General features: G+C 73.5%; 26 protein-coding genes and 1 tRNA gene. 16 read left to right on the top strand and 11 right to left on the bottom strand.

Going from position 1 to position 26,220, the window contains the following annotated elements; genetic code table 11:
* Window positions 1–6 precede the first annotated feature (6 nt).
* The 7 genes from AC3A5R_RS06175 to AC3A5R_RS06145 all read left to right on the top strand — a co-directional run bounded on the left by AC3A5R_RS06175 (window position 7) and on the right by AC3A5R_RS06145 (window position 8,412).
* Complete coding sequence (locus AC3A5R_RS06175; RefSeq protein ID WP_487619848.1) at window positions 7–765, top strand: flagellar biosynthetic protein FliR; 759 nt, start codon at window positions 7–9, stop codon at window positions 763–765.
* Window positions 765–1,922, top strand: coding sequence for an EscU/YscU/HrcU family type III secretion system export apparatus switch protein (locus AC3A5R_RS06170; protein WP_487619847.1), 1,158 nt, complete (start codon window positions 765–767; stop codon window positions 1,920–1,922). The genes AC3A5R_RS06175 and AC3A5R_RS06170 overlap by 1 nt, the downstream gene beginning before the upstream one ends.
* Window positions 1,919–3,973 carry a flagellar biosynthesis protein FlhA gene (locus AC3A5R_RS06165; protein WP_487619846.1) on the top strand — a complete coding sequence of 685 codons (2,055 nt, stop codon included), beginning with the start codon at window positions 1,919–1,921 and terminating at the stop codon, window positions 3,971–3,973. Before AC3A5R_RS06170 ends, AC3A5R_RS06165 begins: the two co-directional genes overlap by 4 nt.
* Entirely contained in the window at window positions 3,951–4,910 is a 960-nt protein-coding gene (locus AC3A5R_RS06160; protein WP_487619845.1) for a hypothetical protein, read from the top strand. The genes AC3A5R_RS06165 and AC3A5R_RS06160 overlap by 23 nt, the downstream gene beginning before the upstream one ends.
* A gap of 55 nt (window positions 4,911–4,965) precedes the next feature.
* The gene (locus AC3A5R_RS06155) at window positions 4,966–5,232 is read left to right on the top strand and encodes a carbon storage regulator (protein ID WP_487619844.1); all 267 of its coding nucleotides are present in this window, start codon (window positions 4,966–4,968) and stop codon (window positions 5,230–5,232) included.
* A gap of 153 nt (window positions 5,233–5,385) precedes the next feature.
* Window positions 5,386–6,303 carry a sigma-70 family RNA polymerase sigma factor gene (locus AC3A5R_RS06150; protein ID WP_487619843.1) on the top strand — a complete coding sequence of 306 codons (918 nt, stop codon included), beginning with the start codon at window positions 5,386–5,388 and terminating at the stop codon, window positions 6,301–6,303.
* Window positions 6,304–6,354: 51 nt separating this feature from the next.
* The gene (locus tag AC3A5R_RS06145) at window positions 6,355–8,412 is read left to right on the top strand and encodes a transglycosylase domain-containing protein (RefSeq protein WP_487619842.1); all 2,058 of its coding nucleotides are present in this window, start codon (window positions 6,355–6,357) and stop codon (window positions 8,410–8,412) included.
* 19 nt (window positions 8,413–8,431) lie between these two features.
* On the opposite strand, the gene crcB (AC3A5R_RS06140) is transcribed toward AC3A5R_RS06145, so the two are convergent.
* The 4 genes from crcB (AC3A5R_RS06140) to selD all read right to left on the bottom strand — a co-directional run bounded on the left by crcB (AC3A5R_RS06140) (window position 8,432) and on the right by selD (window position 10,893).
* On the bottom strand, window positions 8,432–8,803 hold the full coding sequence (gene crcB, locus AC3A5R_RS06140; protein WP_487619841.1) for a fluoride efflux transporter CrcB: 372 nt from the start codon (window positions 8,801–8,803) through the stop codon (window positions 8,432–8,434).
* Window positions 8,800–9,204: a DUF190 domain-containing protein gene (locus AC3A5R_RS06135; RefSeq protein ID WP_487619840.1), complete on the bottom strand. Its 405-nt coding sequence runs from the start codon at window positions 9,202–9,204 to the stop codon at window positions 8,800–8,802. The genes crcB (AC3A5R_RS06140) and AC3A5R_RS06135 overlap by 4 nt, the downstream gene beginning before the upstream one ends.
* On the bottom strand, window positions 9,201–9,731 hold the full coding sequence (gene crcB, locus AC3A5R_RS06130) for a fluoride efflux transporter CrcB (protein ID WP_487619839.1): 531 nt from the start codon (window positions 9,729–9,731) through the stop codon (window positions 9,201–9,203). The genes AC3A5R_RS06135 and crcB (AC3A5R_RS06130) overlap by 4 nt, the downstream gene beginning before the upstream one ends.
* Window positions 9,732–9,861: 130 nt before the next feature.
* Window positions 9,862–10,893: a selenide, water dikinase SelD gene (gene selD / locus AC3A5R_RS06125; protein WP_487619838.1), complete on the bottom strand. Its 1,032-nt coding sequence runs from the start codon at window positions 10,891–10,893 to the stop codon at window positions 9,862–9,864.
* A 75-nt stretch (window positions 10,894–10,968) separates the two neighbouring features.
* Between selD and AC3A5R_RS06120 the strand changes: the two genes are divergently transcribed.
* Together AC3A5R_RS06120 and selA are read left to right on the top strand one after the other, a co-directional pair.
* Window positions 10,969–11,063: transfer RNA gene (locus AC3A5R_RS06120), tRNA-Sec, on the top strand.
* A gap of 53 nt (window positions 11,064–11,116) precedes the next feature.
* Window positions 11,117–12,460, top strand: a complete 1,344-nt coding sequence (selA, locus tag AC3A5R_RS06115; protein WP_487619837.1) for an L-seryl-tRNA(Sec) selenium transferase — start codon at window positions 11,117–11,119, stop codon at window positions 12,458–12,460.
* On the opposite strand, the gene AC3A5R_RS06110 is transcribed toward selA, so the two are convergent.
* A complete protein-coding gene (locus AC3A5R_RS06110; protein WP_487619836.1) occupies window positions 12,420–13,007 on the bottom strand; it encodes a helix-turn-helix domain-containing protein in 588 nt (195 codons plus the stop codon). The genes selA and AC3A5R_RS06110 overlap by 41 nt on opposite strands.
* Before the next feature lie 79 nt (window positions 13,008–13,086).
* Between AC3A5R_RS06110 and AC3A5R_RS06105 the strand changes: the two genes are divergently transcribed.
* On the top strand, window positions 13,087–13,785 hold the full coding sequence (locus AC3A5R_RS06105; RefSeq protein WP_487619835.1) for a class I SAM-dependent methyltransferase: 699 nt from the start codon (window positions 13,087–13,089) through the stop codon (window positions 13,783–13,785).
* Window positions 13,786–13,866: 81 nt separating this feature from the next.
* Here AC3A5R_RS06105 and AC3A5R_RS06100 read toward each other — a convergent pair whose 3' ends face one another.
* Complete coding sequence (locus AC3A5R_RS06100; RefSeq protein WP_487619834.1) at window positions 13,867–15,162, bottom strand: MFS transporter; 1,296 nt, start codon at window positions 15,160–15,162, stop codon at window positions 13,867–13,869.
* 52 nt (window positions 15,163–15,214) lie between these two features.
* Window positions 15,215–16,057, bottom strand: coding sequence for a sigma-70 family RNA polymerase sigma factor (locus AC3A5R_RS06095; protein WP_487619833.1), 843 nt, complete (start codon window positions 16,055–16,057; stop codon window positions 15,215–15,217).
* Window positions 16,058–16,300: 243 nt separating this feature from the next.
* Between AC3A5R_RS06095 and AC3A5R_RS06090 the strand changes: the two genes are divergently transcribed.
* The 4 genes from AC3A5R_RS06090 to AC3A5R_RS06075 are packed head-to-tail and all read left to right on the top strand — an operon-like array spanning window position 16,301 to window position 22,303.
* Window positions 16,301–18,964 carry a GAF domain-containing protein gene (locus AC3A5R_RS06090; RefSeq protein WP_487619832.1) on the top strand — a complete coding sequence of 888 codons (2,664 nt, stop codon included), beginning with the start codon at window positions 16,301–16,303 and terminating at the stop codon, window positions 18,962–18,964.
* Window positions 18,961–19,356, top strand: a complete 396-nt coding sequence (locus tag AC3A5R_RS06085) for a response regulator (RefSeq protein ID WP_487619831.1) — start codon at window positions 18,961–18,963, stop codon at window positions 19,354–19,356. The genes AC3A5R_RS06090 and AC3A5R_RS06085 overlap by 4 nt, the downstream gene beginning before the upstream one ends.
* On the top strand, window positions 19,356–20,627 hold the full coding sequence (locus AC3A5R_RS06080; protein WP_487619830.1) for an adenylate/guanylate cyclase domain-containing protein: 1,272 nt from the start codon (window positions 19,356–19,358) through the stop codon (window positions 20,625–20,627). Before AC3A5R_RS06085 ends, AC3A5R_RS06080 begins: the two co-directional genes overlap by 1 nt.
* Entirely contained in the window at window positions 20,624–22,303 is a 1,680-nt protein-coding gene (locus tag AC3A5R_RS06075; protein ID WP_487619829.1) for a peptide ligase PGM1-related protein, read from the top strand. Before AC3A5R_RS06080 ends, AC3A5R_RS06075 begins: the two co-directional genes overlap by 4 nt.
* Window positions 22,304–22,307: 4 nt before the next feature.
* Here the strand turns inward: AC3A5R_RS06075 and AC3A5R_RS06070 are convergent, their stop codons facing one another.
* Window positions 22,308–22,502, bottom strand: a complete 195-nt coding sequence (locus AC3A5R_RS06070) for a hypothetical protein (protein ID WP_487619828.1) — start codon at window positions 22,500–22,502, stop codon at window positions 22,308–22,310.
* A 147-nt stretch (window positions 22,503–22,649) separates the two neighbouring features.
* Here AC3A5R_RS06070 and AC3A5R_RS06065 point away from each other — a divergent pair, with 147 nt between their 5' ends.
* Both AC3A5R_RS06065 and AC3A5R_RS06060 read left to right on the top strand, forming a co-directional pair.
* Window positions 22,650–23,318, top strand: a complete 669-nt coding sequence (locus AC3A5R_RS06065; protein ID WP_487619827.1) for a Crp/Fnr family transcriptional regulator — start codon at window positions 22,650–22,652, stop codon at window positions 23,316–23,318.
* A 7-nt stretch (window positions 23,319–23,325) separates the two neighbouring features.
* Entirely contained in the window at window positions 23,326–23,655 is a 330-nt protein-coding gene (locus tag AC3A5R_RS06060; protein WP_487619826.1) for a DUF952 domain-containing protein, read from the top strand.
* 66 nt (window positions 23,656–23,721) lie between these two features.
* Here the strand turns inward: AC3A5R_RS06060 and arfB are convergent, their stop codons facing one another.
* Genes arfB through AC3A5R_RS06045 form a run of 3 tightly spaced genes read right to left on the bottom strand, consistent with a single transcriptional unit; the run spans window position 23,722 to window position 26,180 of the window.
* Window positions 23,722–24,177, bottom strand: coding sequence for an alternative ribosome rescue aminoacyl-tRNA hydrolase ArfB (gene arfB / locus AC3A5R_RS06055; RefSeq protein ID WP_487619825.1), 456 nt, complete (start codon window positions 24,175–24,177; stop codon window positions 23,722–23,724).
* A 27-nt stretch (window positions 24,178–24,204) separates the two neighbouring features.
* Entirely contained in the window at window positions 24,205–24,972 is a 768-nt protein-coding gene (locus AC3A5R_RS06050; protein ID WP_487619824.1) for an SDR family NAD(P)-dependent oxidoreductase, read from the bottom strand.
* Window positions 24,973–25,028: 56 nt separating this feature from the next.
* Window positions 25,029–26,180, bottom strand: coding sequence for an acyl-CoA dehydrogenase family protein (locus AC3A5R_RS06045; RefSeq protein WP_487619823.1), 1,152 nt, complete (start codon window positions 26,178–26,180; stop codon window positions 25,029–25,031).
* Between the last annotated feature and the right edge of the window lie 40 nt (window positions 26,181–26,220).

The raw sequence follows: 26,220 nt of genomic DNA, 5'->3' as shown, positions 1-26,220 counted from the left end.
CCACCGATGACCGTCCCCATCGACCAGGCGTGGGCCGAGGCCACGCTGCTCGCCATCGTGCGCATGACGGCGTTCCTCTTCGTCGCACCGCCTTTCTCCTACAACGCCTTTCCGGCGCGGATCAAGGCGATGCTCGGCGTCGGGCTCGGCCTCGCCGTCTCGACGCGGGCGCACTCCGCCTACACGAGCCGGGGCGACGCCGCCTTCATCACCGGCCTCGTGCTCGAGCTCGCCACGGGTCTCGCGCTCGGGTTCCTCGTCTACCTCGTCTTCGCCGCCATCCAGTCGGCCGGCTCGCTCGTCGACCTCGCCGCCGGCTTCCAGATGGCCCAGGCCTACGACCCGCAGAGCATGGTCAACGGCGCCCAGTTCGCGCGCCTGACCCAGATGGCGGCCCTCGCGCTCCTCTTCGCGTCCGACGGCTACCAGCTCGTCATCGGTGGCCTCACCGGCAGCGTCACGGCCATCCCGCTCGGCGGCGGGTTCGACCTGTCGCGGCCCGTCGAGGTCATGACGACGGCGACCACCGGCATGTTCGTGGCCGCGGTGCAGATCGCCGGTCCGCTCATGGCCGTGCTCTTCCTCGCCGACGTCGGCCTCGGCCTGCTGACCCGGGTCGCCCCGGCGCTCAACGCCTTCCAGCTCGGCTTTCCCCTCAAGGTCCTCATCACGCTCGCCCTCGGCGGCGTCATGTTCCTCGCCATCCCGCGCGTCGTGTCGGGCCTCGCCCACGAGTCGGCGCGGCTGCTGCTGGGGGTGGGCTGATGTCGGACGGCCAGGAGCGCACCGAGCAGGCCACCGACAAGCGGATGCGGGAGGTCCGGTCCAAGGGCCAGCTCGGCCGGTCGCAGGACCTCACCGCGTGGCTCGCGGTCGGCGTCGGTGCCGTCATGCTCCCGCTCACCGTGTCGCGCGCGGCCGACGCCGGGTCCGGGCAGCTGCTGACCCTGGGCTCGGTCGTCGCCGACCCCGACCCCGGCCGGGCGCTCGCCGCCCTCTCCGAGGGGCTCGGCTCGGTCGGGAGCACCCTGCTGCCACTGATCGGCGCGGTGTTCGCCGCGGTCGTCGTCGGCGGCGTCGTCCAGGGCGGCGTGCACGTCAAGAAGCTCGCCCCGTCGTTCGAGCACTTCAACCTCGTCCAGGGGTTCGGCCGGATGTTCGGCAAGCAGGCCCTGTGGGGCGGCGCCAAGGCCATGCTCAAGACCGCGGTCGTCGGGCTCGTCCTCTGGATGGTCGTCCAGGACCTCGTGCCGATCCTGCTGACCGCCGGCGGCCTGCCGGTGTCGGGGCTGCTCGCCGCCACCGGTGACGGCGCGGCCTCGCTGCTGCGCTTCGCCGTCGGGGCCGGCCTCGTCCTCGCCGCCGCCGACGTCATCGTCGTCCTGCGCCGCAACCGGAACAAGACCCGGATGACCCGGCGCGAGGTCAAGGAGGAGACGAAGAGCAGCGAGGGCGACCCGCTGCTGCGCTCGCAGCGCCGCTCCCGGCAGCTGGCGATGTCGCGCAACCGGATGATCGCCGCGGTCTCCGGCGCCGACGTCGTGCTGCTCAACCCGACGCACGTCGCCGTGGCGCTGACCTACGAGCCGGGCAAGGCCGCCCCCCGCGTCGTCGCCAAGGGCTCGGGCACCATCGCCGCCCGGATCCGCAAGGAGGCCGAGGACCGGCGGGTCCCGATGGTCCGCGACATCCCGCTCGCGCGGGCCCTGCACGCCGGCTGCGAGATCGGCCAGGAGATCCCCGTCGAGCTCTACACCGCCGTCGCCGGCGTGCTCGCCTTCGTCATGGCCCTCAAGGCCCGCGGTGCCGCCGCCGGCGTCCACACCGTTCCCCGACGCGTCAGCACCCCTGCCGCGCCCCTGCGCCCCAGCGCCCGACCCACCGCCCGACCCACCGCCCGACCAGGAGGAGCCACCTCGTGAACCGCGACCTCGCCCGGCTCGCCGTGCCGCTCGGCATCGTCGGCATCGTCCTGCTCCTCGTCGTGCCGATCCCGGCGGCGCTGCTCGACGTGCTCATCGTCTGCAACATCGCGCTGGCGCTCGTCATCCTGCTGACGAGCATGTTCGTCACCAAGCCGCTCGACTTCTCGGTGTTCCCGTCGCTGCTGCTCGTCGCGACGCTCTTCCGACTCGGCCTCAACGTGGCCTCGACGCGCCTCGTGCTCGGCGACGGCTTCGCCGGTCACGTCATCGAGGCGTTCGGCAAGGTGACCGTCGGCGGCTCGCTCATCATCGGCTTCGTCGTCTTCGTCATCCTCGTCGTCATCCAGTTCGTCGTCGTCACCAAGGGCGCCGAGCGCGTCGCCGAGGTGGGCGCGCGCTTCACCCTCGACGCCATGCCCGGCAAGCAGATGGCGATCGACGCCGACCTCAACGCGGGGCTCATCACCGACGTCGTGGCGCGCGAGCGGCGCGCCCAGGTGGCCGCCGAGGCCGACTTCTACGGCGCGATGGACGGTGCCTCGAAGTTCGTCAAGGGCGACGCGATCGCCGGCATCGTCATCATCGTCGTCAACATCGTCGGCGGCATCGGTGTCGGCATGGTGCAGCGCGGCCTGTCGCTCACCGACGCCCTCAACACCTACAGCCTGCTCACCGTGGGCGACGGACTCGTGACGCAGATCCCGGCCCTGCTCATGGCCGTGTCGACCGGCATGATCGTCACCCGCTCCGGCGCCGAGACCGACCTCGGGCGCAGCGCCTCGGTGCAGCTGTCGCAGTCGCGCACCGCGCTGCTCGTGGCCGGGTGTGCCGCCATCGTCATGGCGCTGCTGCCGGGCATGCCGCCCCTGCCGTTCCTCGGCGTCGGCGCCGCCCTCGTCATCGCCTCGCGCCGGGTGCGCTCGGTCACGGGTACGGGCGCGGCCGGTGCTGCGGGCGCGTCGGCCGAGGCGGAGGGGCAGGCCGCCGAGCGCGACCCGAACGAGGAGATCATCGAACGGATGCGTGTGCAGCCCCTCGAGATCCTCCTCGCCCCGGACCTCGTCGACCTCGTCGGCGGCTCGCCCGACGACCTGCTCGGCCGCGTCAAGGCGCTGCGCCACACCATCGCCATGGACCTCGGCATCGTCATCCCGCCGGTGCGCACCCGCGACAGCGTCGACCTGCCGCCCTCGACCTACGCCATCCGCGTCGCCGGCGTCGAGGCCGGACGCGGCACCGCCCCGCCCGGCAAGCTGCTCGCGCTGGGCGAGGCCCTCGACGCGCTGCCCGGCGTCTCCGTCATCGAGCCGGTCTTCGGCCTGGCCGGCAAGTGGGTGCCGGCCGAGCTGCGGCACAGCGCCGAGATGACCGGGGCCACGCTCGTCGACCGGGTCAGCGTCCTCGTGACCCACCTGTCCTCGATCGTCGGCGCCCACGCGTCCCGCCTGCTGTCGCGCGAGGACGTCCGCGTGCTCACCGAGGGCGTCCGGGGCATCAGCCCGGCGACCGTCGACGAGCTGACCCCCGCACTGCTCTCGCTCGCCGAGGTGCACCGCGTCCTGCAGGGGCTGCTCGCCGAGCAGGTGCCGATCAACGACCTCACCCGCGTCTACGAAGCGCTGACGTTGCGCGCCAAGGCCGGCGGCGACCCCGAGTCGCTCGTCGAGGCGGCTCGCGCTGCCCTCGGCCCGGCGCTCGTCGCGCGGTTCGCCGACGGGGGGCACCTGCCCGTCATCACCATCGAGCCCGGCCTCGAGCAGAGCCTCGTGCAGGACCTGCGCCCCGCGGAGGGCGGTAGCCAGCTCGTCGTCGACCCGACGCGTCTCGACGCGGTGCTCGCCTCGCTCAGCGCGGCCGTCGCCGCGGCCGAGTCGTCGGGGAAGTCGGCGGTGCTCGTCTGCGCGCCGGTGCTGCGCCCGGCGATGCGCCGCCTGCTGCCGCCCGCGCCGCGAGGTGTGCCCGTCCTGTCCTATGCCGAGGTGACCTCGGCCGACGTCACCATCGAGACCGTCGGGGTGGTGCGCGTTGGCACAGCAGTTCCTGCTTGAGGGTCGCTCCCTCGGCGAGCTGGCCCGCGTGGCGACGCACCTCTACGGCGACGGCGCCCGGATCGTGCGCGCCGAGCGCGTGCTCGACGCCGGGGTCGCCGGCTTCCTGGGCCGCCGCCACCTCGAGGTCACCGTCGAGGTGCCCGACAGCCGTGTGCCGCGCGTCGTGCCGCGCGTCGTGCCGCGTGTGGTGCCGATCCAGCCGGCCCTGCACGTGCTCGGCGACCGTGCCGGCATCCTGGCCCTGCTCGACAGCGCCGACCGTGCCGAGGACGACGTCAACGCCGACGCTGCCGCCGATGGGTTTCCTGCGACCGACAGCGGACCGGCGTCCGCGGTCGGTGAGCCTGTGTCGACCGAGTCCGCCGGCCTCTCAGACCTGCTCGCCCGCCTCGGCGACGACGGCGACCGCACGCACCGGCCCACCGGACGCGTCCCGCGGCTGCTGTCGGCGCCCGGTGACCTCGTCCTCGTCGTGGGTCTCGAGGACACGGCCCGTCACGTCGCGTCGACGATGGTCGCCGCGTCGGCGGCCGCGGACGGCCACGTCGGCCACGACCTGCACGGTTCGGGGGCCACGGATTTGCACGGGCTCTCGTACCTGGCCGGTCGCTGGGACGCCGCCCGGGCCCGCGCGCTCGGCGTCGAGTCGGGCACGACGGTCCTCGTCGCCTGCGGGCTCGGGCCCGTGTCCGCGGGCCTGCCGCACCTCGAGGCGGCCGCCGCGCTCGGCGCCGACCAGGTGTGGCTCGTCGTCGATGCCCGCCACAAGCCCGACGACACGAGGGCGTGGGTCGACCACGTCCGCGGCTCGGTCGCCGTCGACGCCCTCGCGGTCGTCGGCGTCGGCGAGTCCCGCTCCGCACACACGGTGAACGACCTCGGCGTTCCCGTAGGCTGGACGGACGGGGAGCCGGCACCACGGACGGTGCTCTGAGCCGCGTCGGCCCGGCACGGCCCGGCCCGAACACCTCACCCACGGAAGGGGATCCATGCTCGTCCTGACCCGCAAGCCCGGCGAGAAGATCATGATCGGCGACGACATCGTCATCACGTTTCTCGAGAGTCGCGGCGGCGACGGCATCCGCATCGGCATCGACGCGCCCCGGCACCTCGAGATCAAGCGCGAGGAGATCTTCGGCGCCGTCGCCGACGCCAACCTCGAGGCGTCGAGGGCAACGGCCGACGAGGTCCTGCGAGGTCTCGTCAACCCGCCGACGGATCGGCAGGAACCGGGCCCCGGGCCCGTCGTCACGTAACGTTCTTCCCGCACCTGCCGATAGTTCTCCCTCGAATTTCCCGTTTTCGATACAAAACGGACAAATCGCCCCAAACTGGACACAGTCGAGGGGCTCGGCAACGTTCTGCTCGCCCTTCGGTCGCGTGGTCATCGTGATCGTCAGAGGGGTCCAGTGGATAAAGCGGAGCGCAACCGTCTCGTCGTCGACAACCTTCCGCTCGTGGGCTACCTCGTGTCGGACCTGTGTGCTCGGGCGACCCACCTCTCGCGGGAGGACCTCGCCTCGGTCGGGGCCATCGGCCTCGTCCTCGCCGCGGACTCCTTCGACCCGTCGGCCGGTGTCCCGTTCGGCGCCTACGCGCGTCGCCGCATCACCGGGGCCCTCGTCGACGAGCTGCGCTCGCTCGACTGGGCCGGCCGCGGTACGCGCCAGCGCATCAAGGCGCTCCAGTCGATGACCGAGACCCTCGCCGCCCGGCTCGGGCGCACCCCGACCCACGACGAGATGGCCGCCGCCCTCGGCCTCACCCGCGAGCAGGTGCGCGCCTGCCTCGCCGACGCCGCCCGTACCGTCGGACCGCTCGACGGCGCCGCCGAGGCGCTCGCCGCCGAGACCGTCGCCCCCGAGGACTCGACGCTCGAGCGCGAGCGGGTCCGCTACCTCGGCGCCGCCGTCGAGGCCCTGCCGGAGCGCCTGCGCCTCATCGTCACCGAGATCTACCTCGAGGGCCGGGCCGTCAAGGACGTCGCCGCCGACCTCGGCCTGACCTCCTCGGCCGTGTCCCAGCAGCGCGGCGAGGCGCTTCGCCTGCTCCGTGGCGGGCTCGAGCTGCACTACGCCGACGACGCCGACGCGCCCGGTCGGCACGGCGGCCCGGACCACGCCGCCGTGCCGACCCCGCGTCGGGCCGCGTACCTCGAGACCCTCGGTGAGACCGTGCACGGCCTGCGCTGCGTGCACACCCGCTCGCCCGGCGTCGGGCACCCGACCCCTGCCGCGGTCCCTGCCCCGGTGCCCGTCTCGGTGCCGGTCTCGGTGCCGGCCTCCCCGGCCGTCGGCGTGCGGGCGACGCTCGAGGCTGCCGGCTGATTCCCAGCCGACGCGCAGGGTGGCGTCGGTGAGCGGCGCCTATCGTCGCCTGTGGGTACCCATCGCCTCGACGTCCGCCGGACGGTGCGACTGCTCGCCGCCTTCCTCGCGGCGTCGGCCGCCGTCGGTCTGCTCGGGGCCGCGCTGTACGTGCCGACGGTCGCAGCCATCGGCGGGCTGTCGAACGCCGGCAGTGAGGCCTTCCTGTCGCTGCCGAGCACCTTCACGATGGCCCAGCTCGTCCAGGGCTCGCGGATCCTCGCCGCCGACGGGTCGGTCATCGCGACACCGCAGGACCAGTACCGCGTCGTCGTGCCGCTCTCCCACGTCGCGCCGGTCATGCGGACGGCCCAGGTGGCCATCGAGGACAGCCGCTTCTACGACCACGGCGCCATCGACCCGCAGGGGCTGACCCGCGCCGTCATCCAGGACCTGCGCTCGGGCCAGGCCAGCGAGGGCGCCTCGACGCTGACCCAGCAGTTCGTCAAGCTCTCGCTGCAGGCCCAGGCGCTGCGCAACGGGCAGGGGGGTGCGGCCGCGGCAGCCGTGGCCAAGACCATCCCGCGCAAGCTGACCGACCTGCGCTATGCCGTCGCCCTCGAGCGGTCGTGGACCAAGGACCAGATCCTGCAGGGCTACCTCAACCTCGCCTACTACGGCGACGGCGCCTACGGCGTCGAGGCGGCGGCCCGGCACTACTTCGGCGTCCCGGCGAGCCGGCTCTCCCTGACCGAGGCGGCCACCCTCGCCGGCCTCGTCCAGAGCCCGAGCGCCACCGACCCGGTCCACCACCCGCAGGCGGCGCAGGACCGGCGCGACGTGGTGCTGGCGCGCATGCGCGCCCTCGACGAGCTGACACCGGCGCAGTACGACGCTGCCGTGCGGCGTCCCATTGCCAAGGACCTCTCGGTCACCGACCCGCCCGCGACGTGCGCCGCGTCGGCCGAGCCGTACTTCTGCTCGTTCGTCATCTCCTGGCTCGAGCAGCAGCCGGCGCTCGGGCCGACGCAGCAGGCCCGGCGTGACCGCCTCTTCCAGGGCGGGCTGACCATCCGCACCACCCTCGACCCCTCGGTGCAGGCGACGGTCGACAAGGCGCTGCGCCGGGTCGCCCCCGAGCACAACGCGCTGGGGGTCGCCGCGGCCGCCTACGTCACCCAGCCGGGGACCGGCGCCGTCGTCGCGCTCGGTCAGGACACGCAGTACGGCACGAGCGGTGGCGCGACCGAGCTCGACTACGCCGTCGACCAGCGCTACGGCGGCTCGGGCGGCTTCCAGTTCGGGTCGACGGCCAAGGCGTTCTCGCTCGTCACGGCCATGGAACAGGGGCTGGGCACCAGCGCGTCGGTCGACGCCCCGGCCGCCGACAACCACCAGCCGGCCACCTTCCGCCCCTCGCAGTTCCCGCAGCCGTGCGGCCTCGGCAGCGACTGGAAGGTCTACAACGACGAGGCCTGGCGCGGCGGCCTGATGTCGCTCAAGCAGGCCACCGCCAAGTCGACGAACACCGCCTTCGTCGCGCTGGCGAGCCGCATCGGGGTCTGCGCCATCCACTCGACCATGCTCGACTTCGGCATCCACGGCGGCGACGGCTCGCCGCTCGGCACCTATCCGCCGCAGGTCATCCTCGGGGCCCAGGCCATCTCGCCCCAGACGCTGGCCGACGCGTACGCCGGGCTCGCCGACCACGGCACCGTGTGCCAGGTGCACCCGGTCGCGAGCGTCGTGCAGGCCGGGACGACGCTGTGGGCGCCCGCGCCGAGCTGCCGGCAGGTGGCCGACCCGAGCGCGGTGGACCAGGCCACGCAGTACCTCGAGTACAACATGACCCACGGCTCCGGCATCCTCAACCAGCTGGCCGGCCGCCGCTCGGCCGGCAAGACCGGCACGGCCGACGGCAACGCGCAGTCGTGGTTCGTCGGGTACACACCGCAGCTGACGACGGCGGTGTGGGTGGGCAACCCGGTGAACCCGACCCGCCGGATGTTCAACGTGTCGATGGCCGGCAAGTCGTGCACCGCGATGACCGGCGCCTGCTACGCCGCGCCGATCTGGCGGCGCATCATGGACGGCGCCCTCGCGGGCGAGCCCGCGCTGTCGATGCCGTGACCGGCGCGCGTCGCTCGTCCTAGAGAGCCGCGCCGAGGGCGTAGCCGCCGAGCGCCGCCGCGAGGCCGATGACGAGCGACACCCCGACGTTGGCCAGCGCGACGAGAACGGCCCGCGACTCGAGCAGCCGGAGGGTCTCGTAGCTGAACGTCGAGTACGTCGTCAGCGCTCCGCAGAAGCCCGTGCCGATGCCGAGGGTCACGGCCTCCGGCAGGTCGTGGGCGACGGTGAGACCGGTGAGGAGCCCGAGGACGAGGGAACCGATGACGTTGACCGCCAACGTCCCCCACGGCATGAGGCTGTCATGGCGCGACTGGACGGCGCGGTCGGTGAGGTAGCGCGCGGGGGCCCCCACGGCGGCCCCGGCGCAGACGAGCAGGAGCGCCGTCACCGGTCCGCACCCCCGGCGTCGGGCGAGTCGGGGGAGCCTGCGTCGGGGGTCGACGCGTCGGGGTTCGGCCGGAAGGTGTGGTGCACGACGCGCACGTCGTCGAGCGTGACGAGCCCCTCGCCGACGACCTCCTGCACCTGCGGCAGGAAAGCATCGATGCGCTCGGCGGTGTCGATGACGACGACGGCGACCGGCAGGTCCTCCGACAGCGACAGCAGGCGCGAGGTGTGCACGAGGTGGGAGGAGCCGAAGCCCTCGATGCCGCGGAAGACGCTCGCGCCGGCGAGCCCTGCGGCGTGCGCCCGGTGGACGATCTCGCTGTGCACCGGGCGGTGGTGCCACGTGTCGGCCTCGCCGACGTAGACGGTGAGGCGGCGGGCGGGACCGTCGAGCGTGGTCATCGGGAACCTCCACGGGTGGCGAGTCGGTGCCGCGCGGCGAGAGCCGCGCGAGTGAGCAGGACGCCGGCCGCGACGCCCACGAGCGCCGCGCCCGGGGTGCCGACGAGGTAGGCGAGGGCGACGGCGGGGTGTCCGCCGTGGAGCAGCACCGTCGTCTCCGACGTGTACGTGCTGAAGGTCGTGAACCCGCCGAGGACGCCGACGCCGACGAACGGGCGCAGCAGCGGGTGGGCGCCGCCGACCTCGACGACGAAGACCATGAGGACGCCGATGAGCAGGCTGCCGGACACGTTGATCGACAGGGTCGTCCACGGGATGCTGCCGGGCTGTGCGGGGGCGGCCTGCGCGAGTCCGTAGCGGGCACAGGCGCCGAGGACGCCGCCGAGGGCGATGACCGGCAGGACGTAGCGGTGGGCACCCCACTCGCGGCGCTGCGCCGGGACGGAGAGGTCGACGTCGGGGTCGACCGGGCCGCCCGGGTCGTCGGTCTCCTCGAGCTCCGGGTTCGGGCCGGGTCGTGCGGACATGCGTGCTCCTACCTGGACAGGCGAATTCGTCAGGTAGGGACTGTTGGCAGCGTCCGTGCTGCGGTTGTCGGCGAGCCCCACCGCCATCGGCTGGCAGTCTACGCGGAGCGCCATCCGGGCGGCGGGACCCTCAGCGGACCGAGACGACGCGCCCCTCGAGGGAGGGGTCGTCGAGGGCGACGAGCCGGCCGACGACGGGATGGCCGGGCAGCTCGCCGACGACGAGCAGCCCCCCGGAGGTCTGGGCGTCGGCGAGCAGCACGAGCTCGTCCTCGTCCACGGTGGCGGTGACGTGCGGACGCACCCAGTCGAGGTTGCGGCGGCTGCCGCCCGGCACGTAGCCGGCGGCGTAGGACTCGCGGGCAGCGCCGACGTACGGCACGGCCGCCGCGTCGATCACCGCCCCTACGCCACTGGCGCGGCACAGCTTGTAGAGGTGCCCGAGCAGCCCGAAGCCGGTGACGTCGGTGGCGCAGCGGACGCCCGCCGCGAGGGCCGCGCGCGAGGCGTCGCCGTTGGGTGTCGTCATGACGGTGACCGCCTCCTCGAACACCTCGCCGGTGGCCTTGTGCCGGTTGTTGAGCACGCCGAGGCCGAGCGGCTTGGTCAGCGTCAGCGGGAGGCCGGCCTCGCCGGCGTCGTTGCGCAGCAAGCGGTTCGGGTCGGCCAGTCCGGTGACGGCGAGGCCGTACTTCGGCTCGGGGTCGTCGATGCTGTGCCCGCCGGCGAGGTGGCAGCCCGCCGCCCGCGCCACGTCGGCACCACCACGCAGCACCTCGGCCGCGAGGTCGAACGGGATGCGGTCGCGCGGCCACGCGAGCAGGTTGAGCGCGACGAGCGGCTCGCCGCCCATGGCCCACACGTCGGACAGCGCGTTCGTCGCGGCGATGCGGCCCCAGTCGTAGGGGTCGTCGACGACGGGTGTGAAGAAGTCGGTGGTCGCGACGACGGCGCGCTCCCCGTCGAGGCGCACGACCGCGGCGTCGTCGCCCGTGTCGACGCCGACGAGCAGATCGGGCCCCGCCGCGGGCGTCAGCGCACCGAGGACGCGTTCGAGCTCGCCCGGTGGCACCTTGCACGCGCAACCGCCTCCGGAGGCGAACTGCGTCAGACGCAGGGCCGGGACCTGGGCGGATGTCGTCGGTGTCGTCGGGGCGGTCACCTCGTCATCGTGCCACCCCAACCGGTCGGGGGCGGGCGCCGACCGGCGTTGTCGTTCCGGGGGTAGGGTCGCCGCGGAGGCGTTTCCCGCCTGGTGACGGGCGCGGTCTTCAAAACCGTAGTGACCGGGCATCCCGGTCAGGCGGGTTCGATTCCCGTCCGCCTCCGCCACACGTCCCGCCGACCAGCGAGCCCGACCACGAGCCCGACCGAGGGAGGTCGCGATGCAGGACCCCCGACGCCGGGTGCCCCGCACCGACGCCGTGCTCGCCGACGCGGGAGTCGCCGCGGCCGCCGGGCGCCTCGGCCACCACCGGGTCAAGGCGGTCGTCGTCGAGGTGCTCGGCGCCTGCCGGTCGGGGCAGGTCGCACCCGAGGGCGTCGTCGGGGAGGTGCTCGCCCGGCTGCCGCACGCACCCACCTCGATGCGGCGCGTCGTCAACGCCACCGGGGTCGTCGTGCACACCAACCTCGGGCGCGCGCCCTTGTCCGACGCGGCGGTCGAGGCGGTGACGATCGCCGCGGGCGCCACCGACGTCGAGCTCGACCTCGCAACGGGTCGCCGGGGCAGCCGTGGCACGGCGACGCTCGACGCGCTCCGGCGCGCGGTGCCGGCCGCCGGCGACGTCCACGTCGTCAACAACGGCGCGGCAGCGCTCGCCCTCGTCGCACGGGCGCTCGCGCCCGACCACGAGGTCGTCGTCGCCCGGGGCGAGCTCGTCGAGATCGGCGACGGCTTCCGCATCCCCGAGCTCGTCGAGTCGGTCGGCGCGCGGCTGCGCGAGGTCGGCACCACCAACCGCGTGCACCTGTCCGACTACGCCGACGCGATCGACGAGCGGACCGCCTTCGTGCTCAAGGTGCACCCGTCCAACTTCCGCGTCGAGGGCTTCACCTCGAGCGTCCCCGTGTCCGAGCTCGCGACGCTCGGGCCGCCCGTCGTCGCCGACATCGGCTCGGGCCTGCTCGCCCCCCACCCGCGCCTGCCCGACGAGCCCGACGCCGACTCCACGCTGCGCGCCGGCGCTGCGCTCGTGACGGCGTCGGGCGACAAGCTGCTCGGCGGCCCCCAGTGCGGTCTGCTCCTCGGCGACGCCGACCTCGTCCACCGGCTGCGGCGCCATCCGATGGCCCGGGCCCTGCGCGTCGACAAGCTGACGCTCGCTGCGCTCGAGGCAACGCTGACCGGCCCGCTGACGCCGGTGGCGCAGGCGCTCGACCGACGCCCCGGGGAGCTGCTCGCCCGGGCGCGGCGGATCGCGGTGGCGGTCGGGTCCGGGCTGGCGCGGGCCGTCGAGTCGCAGGGACGCGTCGGGGGTGGCGGTGCGCCGGGCGTGCCGCTGCCGAGTGCCGCGGTCGCCCTGCCGCACCGCCTCGCCGAGCCCCTGCGTCTGGGGGAGCCGCCCGTCGTCGGGCACGTCCACGACGGCCACCTGCTGCTCGACCTGCTCACGGTCCCCGAGAAGCTCGACGACGTCCTCGTCGAGGCGGTCCGCCGCGCGGCCGAGGCGGACGCCGACGCCGCCGTCAGGCGTCGCGCAGGTGGATCTGCTCGCCCTGCGGGCTGAAGAGGGAGAGCAGCTCGACCGGGTGCTCGGTGGCGCTGCGCATCGAGTGCGGCGTGCGGGTCTCGAACTCGGCGGCCTCGCCCTCGTCGAGCACCGTGACGGTGTCGCCGAGGCGCAGCTCGAGCCGGCCGCCGAGCACGTACACCCACTCGAAGCCGTCGTGGCGCTGCTGCTTCGGGGCGGCGCGGCGCTGACCCGGCAGGATCATCTTGAACGCCTGGATGCCCCCCGCACTGCGGGTCAGCGGGATGAAGACCATGCCACCCCGGCGCACCGGCCTGGGGTGGACGCGCGGGTCGCCGGAAGGCGGGGCGCCGACGAGGTCGTCGAGCGGCACGCGGTAGGCCCGCGCGAGCGGTAGGAGCAGGTCGAGCGTCGGGCGGCGCAATCCCGACTCCAGGCGAGACAGGGTGCTGACGCCGATGCCGGTCTCGGCCGACACGTCGGCGAGGGTCCGGCTGCGCTGGGTGCGCAGGTGCCGCAGCCGGGGAGCGACCGCGTCGAGCGCCTCGTCGATGTCGTCGCGGTCGTTGGCCTTCTCATCCATGCCGGCAGGATGCCCCCGAGCTTGCCGATCCTGCAAGAGCGCTTGCAGGAGTGGCGGTCGGCGGGTGAGCATCGGGGTCATGACGAGCGACGCGCACCAGCACCACCCGGGCCGCAGCGGCCACCACCCCGACCGGCACGGCGACCGGCCCAGCAACCCGGAGCAGTTCTGGGAGCAGCACTACGGCGGCCTGGCCGACGACTGGGGGACCCGCCCGAACGCGTCGCTCGTCCGGCTCGTCGAGGAGCACGCGGTCGTGCCGCCGCGGCCGGGCGCCGCCGCCCTCGACCTGGGTGCCGGGCACGGTGGCGACGCGGTGTGGCTCGCGGCGCGGGGCTGGTCCGTGACCGCCGTCGACGTCTCGGTGACCGCCCTCGGACGCGTCGACGCGCTGGCCGCGGCCCGTGGCGTCGGCGACGGCGTGACGACCGAGCGGCACGACCTGGCCGAGTCGATGCCGCGGGGTCCCTTCGGCCTCGTCACGGCGTGCTTCTTCCAGACCCCGCTCGAGCTGGACCGCGACGGCGTGCTGCACCACGCGTCGCGCACCGTGAGCCTCGGCGGGTGGCTCCTCGTCGTCGACCATGCCGCCGCGCCGTCCTGGGCCGGGCCCGACCACGGGCACGAGTTCCCGACGGCTGCGCAGACGCTCGAAGGCATCGACCTCGGGGACGGCTGGGTCGTCGAGCGCTGCGAGCGGGTCAGCCGCGTCGGCACGGGCCCCGACGGCCAGGAGGGCGAGCTCGTCGACAACCTGCTCGTCGGCCGCCGGCTCTGACGGCGCGTTCGGGGCACCGGCGGAGGGCGGGGTCTGTGTCAGTGCTCACTCTGGCTGAGCAGTGACGCAGGGGTGGCTACGTCAGTGCTCACTCTGGCTGAGCAGTGACGCACCGGAGTCGTCGCCGGGGTGACCGCCACCGGCCCGACCGAACCGCCACATCGCGACGGCGCCGGCGAGGGGCCCGGGGGCGAGCAGCAAGAAGGCGAACTGCCACCCGACGCGCGCGGCCAGCACCGCGGCCAGCTGGATCGTCACGACGGTGAGGGCGAAGCCGATCGCGGTCTGGACCGTCAGCGCCGTCCCGACGAAGCGCTGGTCCACGCTCTCGCTCAGGGCCGTCGAGAACACCCCCGAGTCGGCGATGACGGCAGCGCCCCACACGGCGAGGAAGGGCACGAGGGCCGATTGCGGCCACGTGAACGCCCAGGGGGAGGCGAGGCAGCACACACCGCTGACGACGAGGGCCGCGGTCGCCGCGAACGACCGTCCGCGCCGGTCCGCGACGACACCGCCGACGAGTGCGCCCACCGCCCCGGCGACCCCGATGACGGCGAAGGTGAGCAGGCTGACCGCGGGTCCGGGTCCGCCCCGGCCGGCCGCCTCGCGCCCGGCCACGAGGAACGCCGACAGCCACGTCCAGAAGGCGTACAGCTCCCACATGTGGCCGAAGTAGCCGAGGTTGGCCAGCCGGGGACGGCGCTCGCGGAAGACCTCGAAGGCGTAGCGGGCGTGGGGGCGCGCGGACGCGCTGAGCAGCGGGCCCGGGCGCACGAGCGTCCACGCGATGCCGGCGGCGACGAGCGTGATCGCCGACGCCACGAGCATGACACCGCGCCACGGCAGCGGCCCGATGCTCGCGACGAGGTGCGGCATCGCCGAGCCCAGCGTCAGCGCGCCGATGAGCACCCCGAAGGCCCGGCCGCGGCCCTCCGAGCCGACCCACGAGGCGGTGAGCTTCATCCCGACCGGGTAGACGCCGGCGAGGAAGAAGCCGGTCAGGGCCCGCAGCGGGACCGCGAGCCCGGGGCCGTGCGCGGCGAACGCGAGCACCGCCGTGCAGACGGCCGCCCCGAGGGCGCTCGCCGCCATGAGAGCTTGCGGCCGTACCCGGTCGGCGAGCCCGAGCGTGCTCGAGGTGACCGCTCCCACGGCGAAGCCGATCTGCACCGACGCCGTGAGCCAGACCGCTGCGGTCGTCGACAGCGACCACTCGGTGCGCAGGCTCGGCGCGATCGCCGTGGCCGAGAACCAGACCGCCAGGCCCAGCACCTGCACGAGCGCGACGAGCCGGCGTTGCCCGCGGGCCGACCCCCGGATCCGAACGCGGACGGCGAGGCCGTCGCCTCCGGGAGGGTCGTCGGCGCGCAGCTGCATGTCGCCACCATGGCACGGGCACGACGACGGCGCCCGTCCCCGGCCGAGCGCGTCAGGCGATCCGTTCGCGCAGCACCTGCAGGACGCGTCGGAGGGAGCGCGACACCTGCATCTGGCTGACCCCGAGGGCTTCGCCGATCTCGCGCTGGCTCAGGTCGTCGACGAACCGCCGGTGCAGCAGGTCACGGTCGGCGATCGACAGGTGCCGCACCGCGGCGCCGATCATGACACGGTCATCTGCGCCGTCGAGATCGACGTCGTCACAAGCGATTCCGCGTTCGACAGGCCCGTTGTCGTCGTCGCGCACCCGATGCTCGAGCGGGTCGGCGTGGAAGTACTGGCCCGTCGCGACTGCCTCGCGGACCTCCGTGGCCGTGCTCGACAGTGACAGCGCCAGCTCGGTGTCCTTCACCCGGCGCCCGAGGAGCTGCTCGAGCCGCTCGCGCTCGGCCGTGACGTCGGCTCGCAGCTCCTGGAGCCGCCGAGGCGGGCGCACGAGCCAGGCGCGGTCGCGGAAGTGCCGCTTCAGCTCGCCGGTGATCGTCGGCACGGCGTAGGCCGCGAACGACGGACCGCCTCCAGGGCGGTAGCGCGCCACCGCGCCGACGAGCGCGAGCCGGGCGACCTGCACGAGGTCGTCCTGCTCGACGCCGCGACCGGCGTACCGGCCCGCGAGCGTCGCGCACAGGTCGAGGTAGAGCACGCAGATGCGTTCGACGACGGCGGCGTGCGCGGCCGGTGTCGTCGTCTCGGCCAGCTCGGCGAAGAGGGCGTCGGTGACCGCGTCGCGATCGGTGTGGGTGTGGGTGGGAGTGCGGGTGTGGTCGGGCCCGGGCACGCCGATGGGCGTGACACGAGGCGGGGGAAGGGTGGACCGGTCGGCGGTAGGCGCCATGACTCGTCCGTTCAACTGGGCACGAGTCGGCCTTTTGGCTGGACCGCTCTGCCCCGACCCTCGCACGCCGAGTGCCGGAACACAACAGCCGGGGCCCGGTGCAGCATCGGGGCACAGCAGGGTGAAACGTGACAAAGACCCCCAGAGCATCCGTTCCGTTCCGCCGCGCGGCCCGGAGGAGGAGACTGCTGAGCAGGTCGCCTCTCACCTCGACGGCCGCCGCACGCGCTCACTGGGGGCTCGATGGCCGAACTCGAGCAACGCAACGACGACGCGATCGACCGGGACCGGGTCGACCTCGAGACGCGTCTCGCCGAGGCGCAGCAGCAGTTCCGTGCGACGAGCGACATCCTCAAGGTCCTGGCCAGCGGTGCCTCGGCGCAGTCGGGCGTGTTCCGGGCCGTCGTCGACAACGCCCGGCGCCTCCTGCACGCCGACGTCGCCCAGATCCACGTGCTCCAGGATGACCGCTACGTCCTCGAGTGGTCGAGCGGCCACACGGCCCACTTCCTCGAGACCGTCGACCGCTATCCCGTCCGGCCGAACCGAGGCACGCTCGTCGGTCGCGTCGTCCTGGACCGGACCGCGCAGCAGATCAAGGACGTTCTCGCGGACCCGGACTACGCGCAGTTCGACCTGCAGCGGCTCGGTGGCTACCGCTCCATCCTCGGAGCCCCGATGGTGGTCGACGACGAGGTGGTCGGGGTGCTGACGGTCTGGCGCACCGAGGTCGATCCCTTCGACGAGCGGGCCGAGGAGCTGCTGACCACGTTCGCCGAGCAGGCCGCCCTCGCGCTGCGCCACGTCGAGCTCTTCGCCGCCGTCGAGAGCCGGTCGGCCGAGCTGGCCCGCAAGGTCGACCAGCTCGAGGCGCTCGCCGAGGTCGGAGCCGCGATCAGCTCGACCCTCGTGCCCGACGAGATCCTCGCCCTCATCGTCTCCAGGGCCGTCGAGCTCTCGGGGACCGACGGCGGGTCGCTCATGGAGTTCGACGAGCACACCGGCCTCTTCGGCGTCCGCACCGTGTCGGGGACGAGCCCGGAGGTCATCGCCGCCCTCCGTGCCGCCGAGATCCACATCGACCGCACCTGGGTCGGGCGGTCCGCCCTGACCCGCGAGGTGCTCCAGATCCCCGACCTCGACGTGGAACCGCTTCCGCTCGACGAGCACCTCGCGGTGCTGCACGGCTCGGGGTGGCGCTCGCTCGTGGCCATCCCGCTGTCGCGGGCGGACCGGGTCGTGGGGGCGCTCGTCGTGCGACGCAAGTCGCCCGGCAGCTTCAGCGCCGAGACGTGCGAGCTGCTGGCCACGTTCGCCAACCAGTCGGCCGTCGCGCTCACCAACGCCCGGCTCTACCAGCAGCTCGAGCGGCAGAGCGTCGAGCTCGCCGAGGCCAGCCGGCACAAGTCGGAGTTCCTCGCGAGCATGTCGCACGAGCTGCGCACCCCGCTCAACGCCGTCATCGGGTTCTCCGAGGTGCTGCTCGAGCGGATGTTCGGCGACCTCAACGAGCGACAGGAGGACTACCTCCGGGACATCCACTCCGCCGGCCGCCACCTGCTCGCCCTCCTCGGCGACATCCTCGACCTGTCGAAGATCGAGGCCGGCCGGATGGAGCTCGACCTCACGACCTTCCCGATGGAAGACGTTCTCGCGCAAGCCCTCTCGCTCGTGCGGGAGCGTGCGACCCTGCACGGCATCGACCTCACCCTCGAGACCCCGGACGCGCTGGGCGCGGTGACGGCCGACGAGCTGCGGCTCAAGCAGGTGCTGCTCAACCTGCTGAGCAACGCGGTGAAGTTCACGCCCGACGGCGGACGCGTCGAGGTGCGCGCCTGGCGTGACGGTGACGACGTCTGCGTGACCGTCACGGACACCGGGATCGGGATCGACCCCGCCGACCAGGAGCGGATCTTCGACTCCTTCCAGCAGGGCGAGCGGTCGGCGTCGACGAGCGAGGGAACGGGTCTCGGGCTCACGCTGAGCCGCCGGATCATCGAGCTGCACGGTGGGCGGCTCTGGCTCTCGAGCACACCCGGCGAGGGCAGCACGTTCGGCCTCTCGGTGCCGCAGCGCTCACCCGCCGCGCCGTTCGAGGAGGACCGGTGGGCCGACGAGGACGACGCCGCGCAGGGCCCTCTGGTCGTCGTCATCGAGGACGACGCGCGGTCGGCCGAGCTCGTCGGGCTGCACCTGCGTGTGGCCGGCCTCCGGGCCCTCGGGGCCGCGACGGGCGAGGAGGGCCTCGAGCTCGTGCGCTCCCGGCTGCCGGTGGCCGTCGTCCTCGACATCCACCTGCCCGGGATGAACGGGTGGGAGGTCCTCACCGAGCTGAAGTCCGACCCGGCGACCGCCGCGGTCCCCGTCGTCATCGTCAGCGTCGAACCCGAGCGCGGACGCGGGTTCGCCCTCGGGGCCACCGAGTACCTCGTGAAACCGGTCAGCGGCGAACACCTGCTGGCGGCGGTCTCGCGGGTGCTGCCCCACCGGCCTTCGGTGGACGGTGCCCCCGGCCCGCGGCTCAGCGTCGTCGTCGTCGACGACGACCCGCTCGCCCTCAAGCTGGTGCGCAGCACCCTGGAGCCGCTCGGGTGGGAGGTCCACACGTGCACGGGAGGCCGGGAAGCCGCCGACGTCGTCCGCGAGGTCGCGCCGTCGGTCGTCGTCATCGACCTGCTCATGCCGCAGGTCGACGGGTTCGCGGTCATCGACGAGCTGCGTCCCGAGCGTGACTCGGATGGGCCGCCGATCGTCGTGCTGACCGCCAAGTCCCTGACGCCGCAGGACCGTTCGCGGTTGGAAGGCCGGATCGAGTTCGTGGCGCAGAAGGCCGGACTCGACCTGCCCGGGCTCGCGCGACGGTTGGCGGCCGTCGCCTCCGCGCACGACGACGAGGGCTCGCCGTGACGCGCCAACCCGTCGTGCTCCTCGTCGAGGACAACGAACGAAACCTCAAGCTGGCCCGCGACGTGCTCGAGTACGCCGGGTTCACCGTCGTCGTCGCCACCACCGGGGAGGACGGCGTCGACCAGGCGCGCGAGTCGCTGCCGGACGTCATCCTCATGGACCTCCAGCTGCCCGGCATCGACGGGTTCGCCGCCCTCGAGCAGCTGCGCGGCCACCCGCCGACCGCCCACATCCCGGTCGTGGCGCTCACCGCCTTCGCGATGCGCAGCGACCGCGAGCGGGTGCTCACCTCCGGCTTCTCGGGCTACCTGGAGAAGCCGATCAGCGTGCGGGAGTTCCCGGCGCAGGTGCGACGCCACCTGCCGCGTCCGGACGGGCCCGCGGAGCGCTGATGGGTATCTCGGCGGACGCCTTGGCGCAGCCCCTGACAGGGGTGCGGGTGCTCGTGGTCGACGACCTCGAGCAGAACCGCAAGCTCATGCACGCCGTCCTCGAGCCGCGCGGTTTCGTCGTGCGCTCGGAGTCCTCGGGCGATTCGGCGCTCGCGGCCCTGGAGCAGACCGAGGTCGACGTCGTGCTCCTCGACGTGCTCATGCCCGGCCTGGACGGCTACGAGACGTGCGCCCGCATCAAGTCCGACCCGCGCACGGCCCTGCTCCCGGTCGTCATGGTGACCGCGAGCGGCGCGCAGCAGCGGGTCCGGGCGCTGGAGGCCGGGGCCGACGACTTCATCACCAAGCCGTTCGACGCGGCCGAGCTGCTGGCTCGCGTCCGGTCCCTCGCCCGGGTCAAGAGGCTGCACGACGTCGTCCTGGAGCAGTCGCGGGCGCTGGAGCGCTGGAACGCCGAGCTCGAGTCGCGCGTGGCCGCGCAGGTGGAGGACCTCCAGCGGCTCGGGCGCCTGCGCCGCTTCCTGTCCCCTCAGATCGCCGGGCTCATCGTCGAGTCGGGGGACGAGTCGTTCCTCGAGAGCCACCGGCGCGACATCACGACGGTCTTCACCGACCTGCGCGGCTTCACGGCCTTCGCCGAGACCGCCGAGCCCGAGGAGACGATGTCGGTCCTGCGCGAGTACCACGCCGCTCTCGGCGAGCTCGTCTTCGCCTACGAGGGGACGCTCGAGCACTTCGCCGGCGACGGCCTCATGGTGTTCTTCAACGACCCGCCGCCGTGTCCCGACGCGCCCCGCCGGGCGGTGCTGATGGCCCTGGCGATGCGTGACCGTGTCGACGCGCTCACCGACGCGTGGCGGCGGCGCGGCTACGACCTCGGTTTCGGCGTCGGCATCGCCCAGGGTTACGCGACGCTGGGGCGCGTCGGGTTCGAGGGGCGCTGGGACTACGCCGCGATCGGCACGGTGACGAACGTGGCCGCCCGCCTCTGCGCGTCCGCGGCTGCGCGCCAGGTCCTCGTCAGCCCGCGCGTCCTCGCCGGCCTCGACGACCGTTTCGAGACCCGGTCGCTCGGCCTGCGCGAGCTGCGCGGCATCGCGCGCCCCCTCGAGGTGCACGAGGTCCTCGGCGTCGCCAGGGTCCGCGTCGCCGGGGTCGACAGTGACGGCGACGGCGACAGCGCCGGGGCCGCGAGCCTCGACGGCTCCGCGAGCCGGGACCGCCAGCGAGCCAGGGGAATCGGAACCGTCGAGCAGGAGGCCACACCGTGAACGACCCGATGACGACCGACGCGGCCGCCCCCGCGCTCGCCGACCTCGACGAGCGCGACATCGAGCGGGCGTTCGACGCCCTGCAGGCCCGAATGCCCGACGTCTGGCGGCTCTGGCGTCAGGACGACCCGCGCGAGTCGGTCGTCGTCGTCCCGTCGATGAGCATCGACCGCATCGGTCCATCCGCCGGTGCGATGAACCAGGCCCTCGAGGAGCGGCTCCTCTTCCTCCTGCTGCTCCTGCGCCAGCCCCGGCTCCGGATGGTGTTCGTGACCTCGATGCCGGTCAGCGAGGCGATCATCGAGTACTACCTCTCGCTGCTCCCCGGCGTCATCCCGAGCCACGCCCGCTCCCGCCTCGAGCTGGTCTCCGTCGGTGACTCCTCCGCGACCCCGCTCACCGACAAGCTGCTCCGACGCCCCCGGCTGCTCGCCCACATCGCCTCCCTCGTGCCCGACCCTGCACGGTCGCACCTCATCCCGTACAACACGACGACGCGCGAGCGCGACCTGGCGGTGCTGCTCGGCATCCCGATGTACGCCGCCGACCCCCGCCTCTACCCCCTGGGCACGAAGACCGGGTGTCGGAGGGTCTTCGCCGAGTCCGGCGTCGAGCACCCCTACGGCGCCGAGGACCTGCACTCGACCGACGACGTCGTCGACGCGCTGCTCGACCTGCACGCCGCGCGACCCTCGGCCGCGTGGGCCATGGTCAAGCTCAACGAGGGGGTGTCCGGCTCGGGCAACGCCCTCGTCGACCTCCGTGGTCTGCCGGCCGTGCCCAGGGCCACCACCGACGCCCCGGCCGACGCGCCCACCGACGCGCCCACCGACGCGCCCACCGACCCTCGCACCCGGGACGCGATACAGGACCGGCTGCGCGCGATGCAGCTCGAGGACGCGACCGTCCCCGTCGAGGCCTACCTGCGTCGGCTCGAGGCGAACGGCGGGATCGTCGAGGAGCGCGTCGTCGGCGACGAGGTGCGCAGCCCGAGCGTCCAGCTGCGGGTCACCCCGCTCGGCGAGCTGGAGATCCTCTCGACCCACGACCAGATCCTCGGGGGGCCCACGGGCCAGCTCTACCTCGGGGCGCGTTTCCCGGCCGACCCCGCCTACGCCACGACGATCACCCGGGACGCCGAGCGGGTGGGCCGGGTGCTGGCCCGGAAGGGTGTGCTCGGACGCTTCGCCCTCGACTTCGTCGTCGTGCGGCACGGCGACGACTGGGTGGCCCACGCGATCGAGATCAACCTGCGCAAGGGCGGCACCACGCACCCGTTCCTCACGCTCCAGTTCCTCACCGACGGCGAGTACGTGCACCAGGAGGGCCGCTTCCTCACGCCGGCGGGGCAGGAGCGCCACCTCGTGGCCACCGACCACCTCGAGGACCCGGCGCTCAAGGGGCTGCGCGTCGACGACCTCTTCGACCTCGTCGCGCGCTCGGGCCTGCACTTCGACCAGTCGCGGCAGACGGGGGTCGTCTTCCACATGATCAGCTCGATCACCGAGTGCGGCCGGGTCGGGATGACGGCGATCGGGGACACGCCAGACTCCGCCCAGGAGGTGTTCGACCGGGCGGAGTCGGCGTTGCTCACCGAGGCGCGCGCCTCCCTGCGGCCGCTTCCGCTACCGCGTCCGGTACCGGCTTCCGTGCGCCTCGGCGAGGGTCTGCGGTGACGGGTCAGGGGGAGATCGAGGCCGAGTGGATGAGTGCGCCGATGAAGGCCTGTCGCCAGCTGAGGTGCGTCACGGCGGCCCGCGCGGAGGCTCCTCCGCACTCGCACCGCCAGGTCCACTCGCCGCGCTGCGTCCGGCTGACCCGCGGGTGGTGGTGGGCCAGGTCCGGGTGCCCGTGCCGTGCGGTCGTGGTCGTCATGTCGCCCTCCTGCCTCCCCGAGGGGTTCGCGGCCCCTCGACCTCCGGATGTCCTCGGACACGACGATCCCGTTCCGGCGGCCGTCGGTCTGTGCCCGCGGCGACACGACGCGTGTGCCCGGCGGCACGTGGCATCGGCCCGGCAGACATGACCGCGGCTCCCGGCCTGCTCGCCGACCTGGGACCGGACGAGCGCCGTGCGGTGCTGTCCCGCATGCATCGGCGGACGTTCGCCGCGGGTGAGATCGTCTGCCACGAGGGCGATCTCGCCGACACGGTGCACTTCGTCGTCGTGGGCCGGGTCGTCGCCTGGCGGGCGTCGGACTCGGGTGACGTGCACGCCTACGCCGTCATGGGCCCGGGGCAGACGTTCGGCGAGCTCGCGATGATCCGTCGCGACGGCCGGCGCACGGCGACCGTCGAAGCCATCGAGCCCACGGTGACGATGACGCTCTCCTTCGTCGAGTTCGAGCGGCTCTGTGCCGCGCACCCGGAGGTCAACCGGCTGCTCCTGCGGCTGCTCGCGGCTCGCGTCACGCGGCTCACCGATGCCCTCATGGAGGCGCTGCACCAGCCGGCGGAGCAGCGGGTGGTGCGACGTCTGGCCGGGCTCTGCGACGTCTACGCGTCGGGCTCCTCGCACGAGGCGGTGCCCGTCCTGGTCCCGCTCAACCAGACCGACCTGGCCGAGCTGGCCGGGGTCACGCGCCCGACGGCCAACCGCGTGCTGCGGCGCCTCGAGGCCGAGGGTGTCGTCGAGCTGCTGCGCGGGCGCATCTCGGTCCGGGACGTCGATGCCCTCCGGCGCAGGCCATGATGGGCCGGTGACGATCTACCACCTGGCCGAGCAGTCCCACTGGGAGCAGGCACTCCGCGACAGCGCCTACACGCGGTCGACGCGGCAGCTGTCCCTAGAGCAGGAGGGCTTCATCCACGCGTCGTCGGCGGAGCAGTGGCCGGTGGTGCGGCGACGCTTCTACGGCGACGTCACCGAGCCGCTCGTCCTGCTCGAGATCGACGAGTCGCGGCTCGGGTCGAGGGTCGTCTACGAGGTCGGTGACCCGGAGACCGGCGAGGAGTTCCCGCACGTGTACGGCCCGGTCGAGGTCGACGCCGTCGTCGCCGCCACGGTGCTGCTGCCGCCACACGCCTGACCTCCCAACCGTCGAGAGGCCACGTTCGGTGGTCTCCCTCCCGTCGAGAGGCCACCTTCGGCGAGATCAGTCGGGCCGGATGCGGCCGCGGCCCGACTTGACGTCGCTCCGGCGCTTCTTGCCCGCGAGGCGACGCTGCTGGGAGCCGCGGGTCGGCTTCGTCGCACGCCGCGACGGCGCCAGGGGAGCGAGTGCCTCGCGCAGCAGGGCCTCGAGGCGCTCGCGCGCGGCCGCCCGGTTGCGCAGCTGGGACCGGTGCTCCGACGCGACGACGGCGACGCGTCCGGCGACGAGCCGCCCCGCGAGTGCCTCGACGGCACGCTCGCGCTGGGCCGGCGTCAGCGCGCTGGAGGTGCCGGGCTCGAAGAGCAGCTCGACACGGCTGTCGGTCGTGTTGACGCCCTGGCCGCCCGGCCCGGACGACCGGCTGAACCGCTCGACGAGCTCGACCGCGGGGATGACGAGGCCACGCCGCAACCCGGGGCCCGGGGCGACGACGAGGTCCTGGCCCGGTTCGCTCACCCCGCCATTGTGCGGGACGACGCGGGGTCAGCGCGGGGGCATGCGCAGGGCGCCGTCGAGGCGGATGACCTCGCCGTTGAGCATCGGGTTGTCGACGATGTGGCGCACCAGCGAGGCGTACTCGACCGGGTTGCCGAGGCGCGAGGGGTGCGGCACCTGCTTCTCGAGGATCTCCTTGACCTCACCCGGCAGCCCGGCGAGCATCGGCGTCTCGAAGGTGCCGGGGGCGATGGTCATGACGCGGATCGCCTTGTCCGCCAGGTCTCGCGCGGCCGAGAGGGTGAGCCCGACGATGCCGCCCTTGCTCGCGGCGTAGGCGGCCTGGCCGATCTGCCCGTCGAAGGCGGCGATGCTCGCGGTGTTGACGATGACGCCCCGGTCGCCGTCGACGGGCTCGTTGCCGAGCATGGCCGCGGCCGCGAGACGCAGCACGTTGAACGAGCCGACGAGGTTGATGTCGATGACCGTCCGGAACGTCTCGAGCGCGAGCGGTCCGCCGCGGCCGATGACGCGGCCAGGGGTGGCGACGCCGGCGCAGTTGACGGCGATGCGCAGCTCGCCGAGCGAGGTGGCGCGGTCGACCGCGGCCTGCACCTGCGCCTCGTCGCGCACGTCGGCCGGAACGAAGACGACGCGGTCGCCGCCGAGCTCGTCGACGAGCGCCGGGGCGGTGGAGCCCTCGAGGTCGATGACGACGGCCTTGGCACCGTCGGCCACGAGGCGCCGCACGGTGGCCCCGCCGAGGCCCGAGCCTCCGCCGGTCACGAGGGCGACGGTCGAGGAGTTCAGCTGCATGGCAAGGCCTTTCGGGTCAGGGGAGGTCGTGCGGAGGTACCGGGCTTGGGGACAGGTCAGCGGACCTGGGCGAGCAGCTGGCGGGACACGACGAGACGCTGGATCTGGTTGGTGCCCTCGAAGATCTGGGTGACCTTGGCCTCGCGCATGTAGCGCTCGAGCGGGAAGTCCTCGGTGTAGCCGGCGCCGCCGAGCACCTGGACCGCGTCGGTCGTCACCTTCATCGCCGCGTCGGTGGCGACGAGCTTGGCGACGGCTGCCTCCTTGCTGAAGGCGCGGCCGGCGTCCTTGAGGCGCGCGGCGTGCAGGTAGGTGGCGCGGGCGCTCGTGACCGCGGCCTCCATGTCGGCGAGGAGGAAGGCGAGGCCCTGGAAGTCGGCGATCCGGCGTCCGAACTGCTCGCGCTCCGACGCGTACCGCGCGGCGGCGTCGAGGGCCGCCTGGGCGAGACCGGTGGCGGCCGCGGCGATGCCGAGCCGGCCTGCGTCGAGGGCCGAGAGGGCGGTCTTCATGCCGTCGCCCTCGGCTCCGACGAGGCGGGCGCCCTCGACGGGGACGGCGTCGAACATGACCTGTGCCACGGGGTCGCAGTGCAGGCCCATCTTGCGCTCGGGCTCGGCGAAGGTCAGCCCGGGCGCGTCGGCGGGGACGACGAACGTCGACAGGCCCTTGCCGCCGTCGTCGGAGGTGCGGGCGAACGTCGTGTAGTAGTCGGCGTGGCCGGCGTGGCTGATCCAGGCCTTGGTGCCCTTGAGGCTCCAGCCGTCAGCGGTGCGCGTGGCGCGGGTCGTCATGGAGGCGATGTCGGAACCGGCAAGGGGCTCGGACAGGCAGTAGGCGCCGAGCTGATCGCCGGAGAGCATGCCGGGCAGGAGGGCGGCCTTCTGCTCGTCGGTGCCGTAGGTCGCGACGGGGTAGGCGGTGAGGCTGTGGACGCTGACGCCGACGGCGACGCTCATCCAGACCGACGCGATCTCCTCGACGACCTGCAGGTACACCTCGTAGGGCTGGTCGGCCCCGCCGAACTCCTCCGGGTAGGGCAGCGACAGCAGCCCGGCCCGTCCGAGCGTGCGGAACGCCTGCTCGGGGAACTCGCGGGCGCGCTCGGCGGCGTCGACCCGCGGGGCGAGGTCCTTGCGGCAGATCTCGCGCGTCAGCTCGATGAGGTCGGCGGCGTCGTCGGTGGGCATCAGCCTCGTCGCTGGCATGGCGAAATACTAGGACGTCCGAGCATCTCGTCCAAAATGT

The sequence above is a fragment of the Intrasporangium sp. Soil_C_50 genome (assembly GCF_057656595.1).
This window is presented reverse-complemented; position numbering and strand designations above follow the sequence as displayed.

Coding starts and splice junctions, on each gene's coding strand:
- AC3A5R_RS06045 (WP_487619823.1), bottom strand. CDS start 26,180: ATGCCAGCGACGAGGCTGATGCCCACCGACGACGCCGCCGACCTCATC.
- AC3A5R_RS06170 (WP_487619847.1), top strand. CDS start 765: ATGTCGGACGGCCAGGAGCGCACCGAGCAGGCCACCGACAAGCGGATG.
- AC3A5R_RS06065 (WP_487619827.1), top strand. CDS start 22,650: ATGACCGCGGCTCCCGGCCTGCTCGCCGACCTGGGACCGGACGAGCGC.
- AC3A5R_RS06105 (WP_487619835.1), top strand. CDS start 13,087: ATGACGAGCGACGCGCACCAGCACCACCCGGGCCGCAGCGGCCACCAC.
- AC3A5R_RS06050 (WP_487619824.1), bottom strand. CDS start 24,972: ATGCAGCTGAACTCCTCGACCGTCGCCCTCGTGACCGGCGGAGGCTCG.
- AC3A5R_RS06095 (WP_487619833.1), bottom strand. CDS start 16,057: ATGGCGCCTACCGCCGACCGGTCCACCCTTCCCCCGCCTCGTGTCACG.
- AC3A5R_RS06135 (WP_487619840.1), bottom strand. CDS start 9,204: ATGACCACGCTCGACGGTCCCGCCCGCCGCCTCACCGTCTACGTCGGC.
- selA (WP_487619837.1), top strand. CDS start 11,117: ATGCAGGACCCCCGACGCCGGGTGCCCCGCACCGACGCCGTGCTCGCC.
- crcB (WP_487619839.1), bottom strand. CDS start 9,731: ATGTCCGCACGACCCGGCCCGAACCCGGAGCTCGAGGAGACCGACGAC.
- AC3A5R_RS06155 (WP_487619844.1), top strand. CDS start 4,966: ATGCTCGTCCTGACCCGCAAGCCCGGCGAGAAGATCATGATCGGCGAC.
- AC3A5R_RS06090 (WP_487619832.1), top strand. CDS start 16,301: ATGGCCGAACTCGAGCAACGCAACGACGACGCGATCGACCGGGACCGG.
- AC3A5R_RS06110 (WP_487619836.1), bottom strand. CDS start 13,007: ATGGATGAGAAGGCCAACGACCGCGACGACATCGACGAGGCGCTCGAC.
- AC3A5R_RS06070 (WP_487619828.1), bottom strand. CDS start 22,502: ATGACGACCACGACCGCACGGCACGGGCACCCGGACCTGGCCCACCAC.
- AC3A5R_RS06175 (WP_487619848.1), top strand. CDS start 7: ATGACCGTCCCCATCGACCAGGCGTGGGCCGAGGCCACGCTGCTCGCC.
- AC3A5R_RS06100 (WP_487619834.1), bottom strand. CDS start 15,162: ATGCAGCTGCGCGCCGACGACCCTCCCGGAGGCGACGGCCTCGCCGTC.
- AC3A5R_RS06080 (WP_487619830.1), top strand. CDS start 19,356: ATGGGTATCTCGGCGGACGCCTTGGCGCAGCCCCTGACAGGGGTGCGG.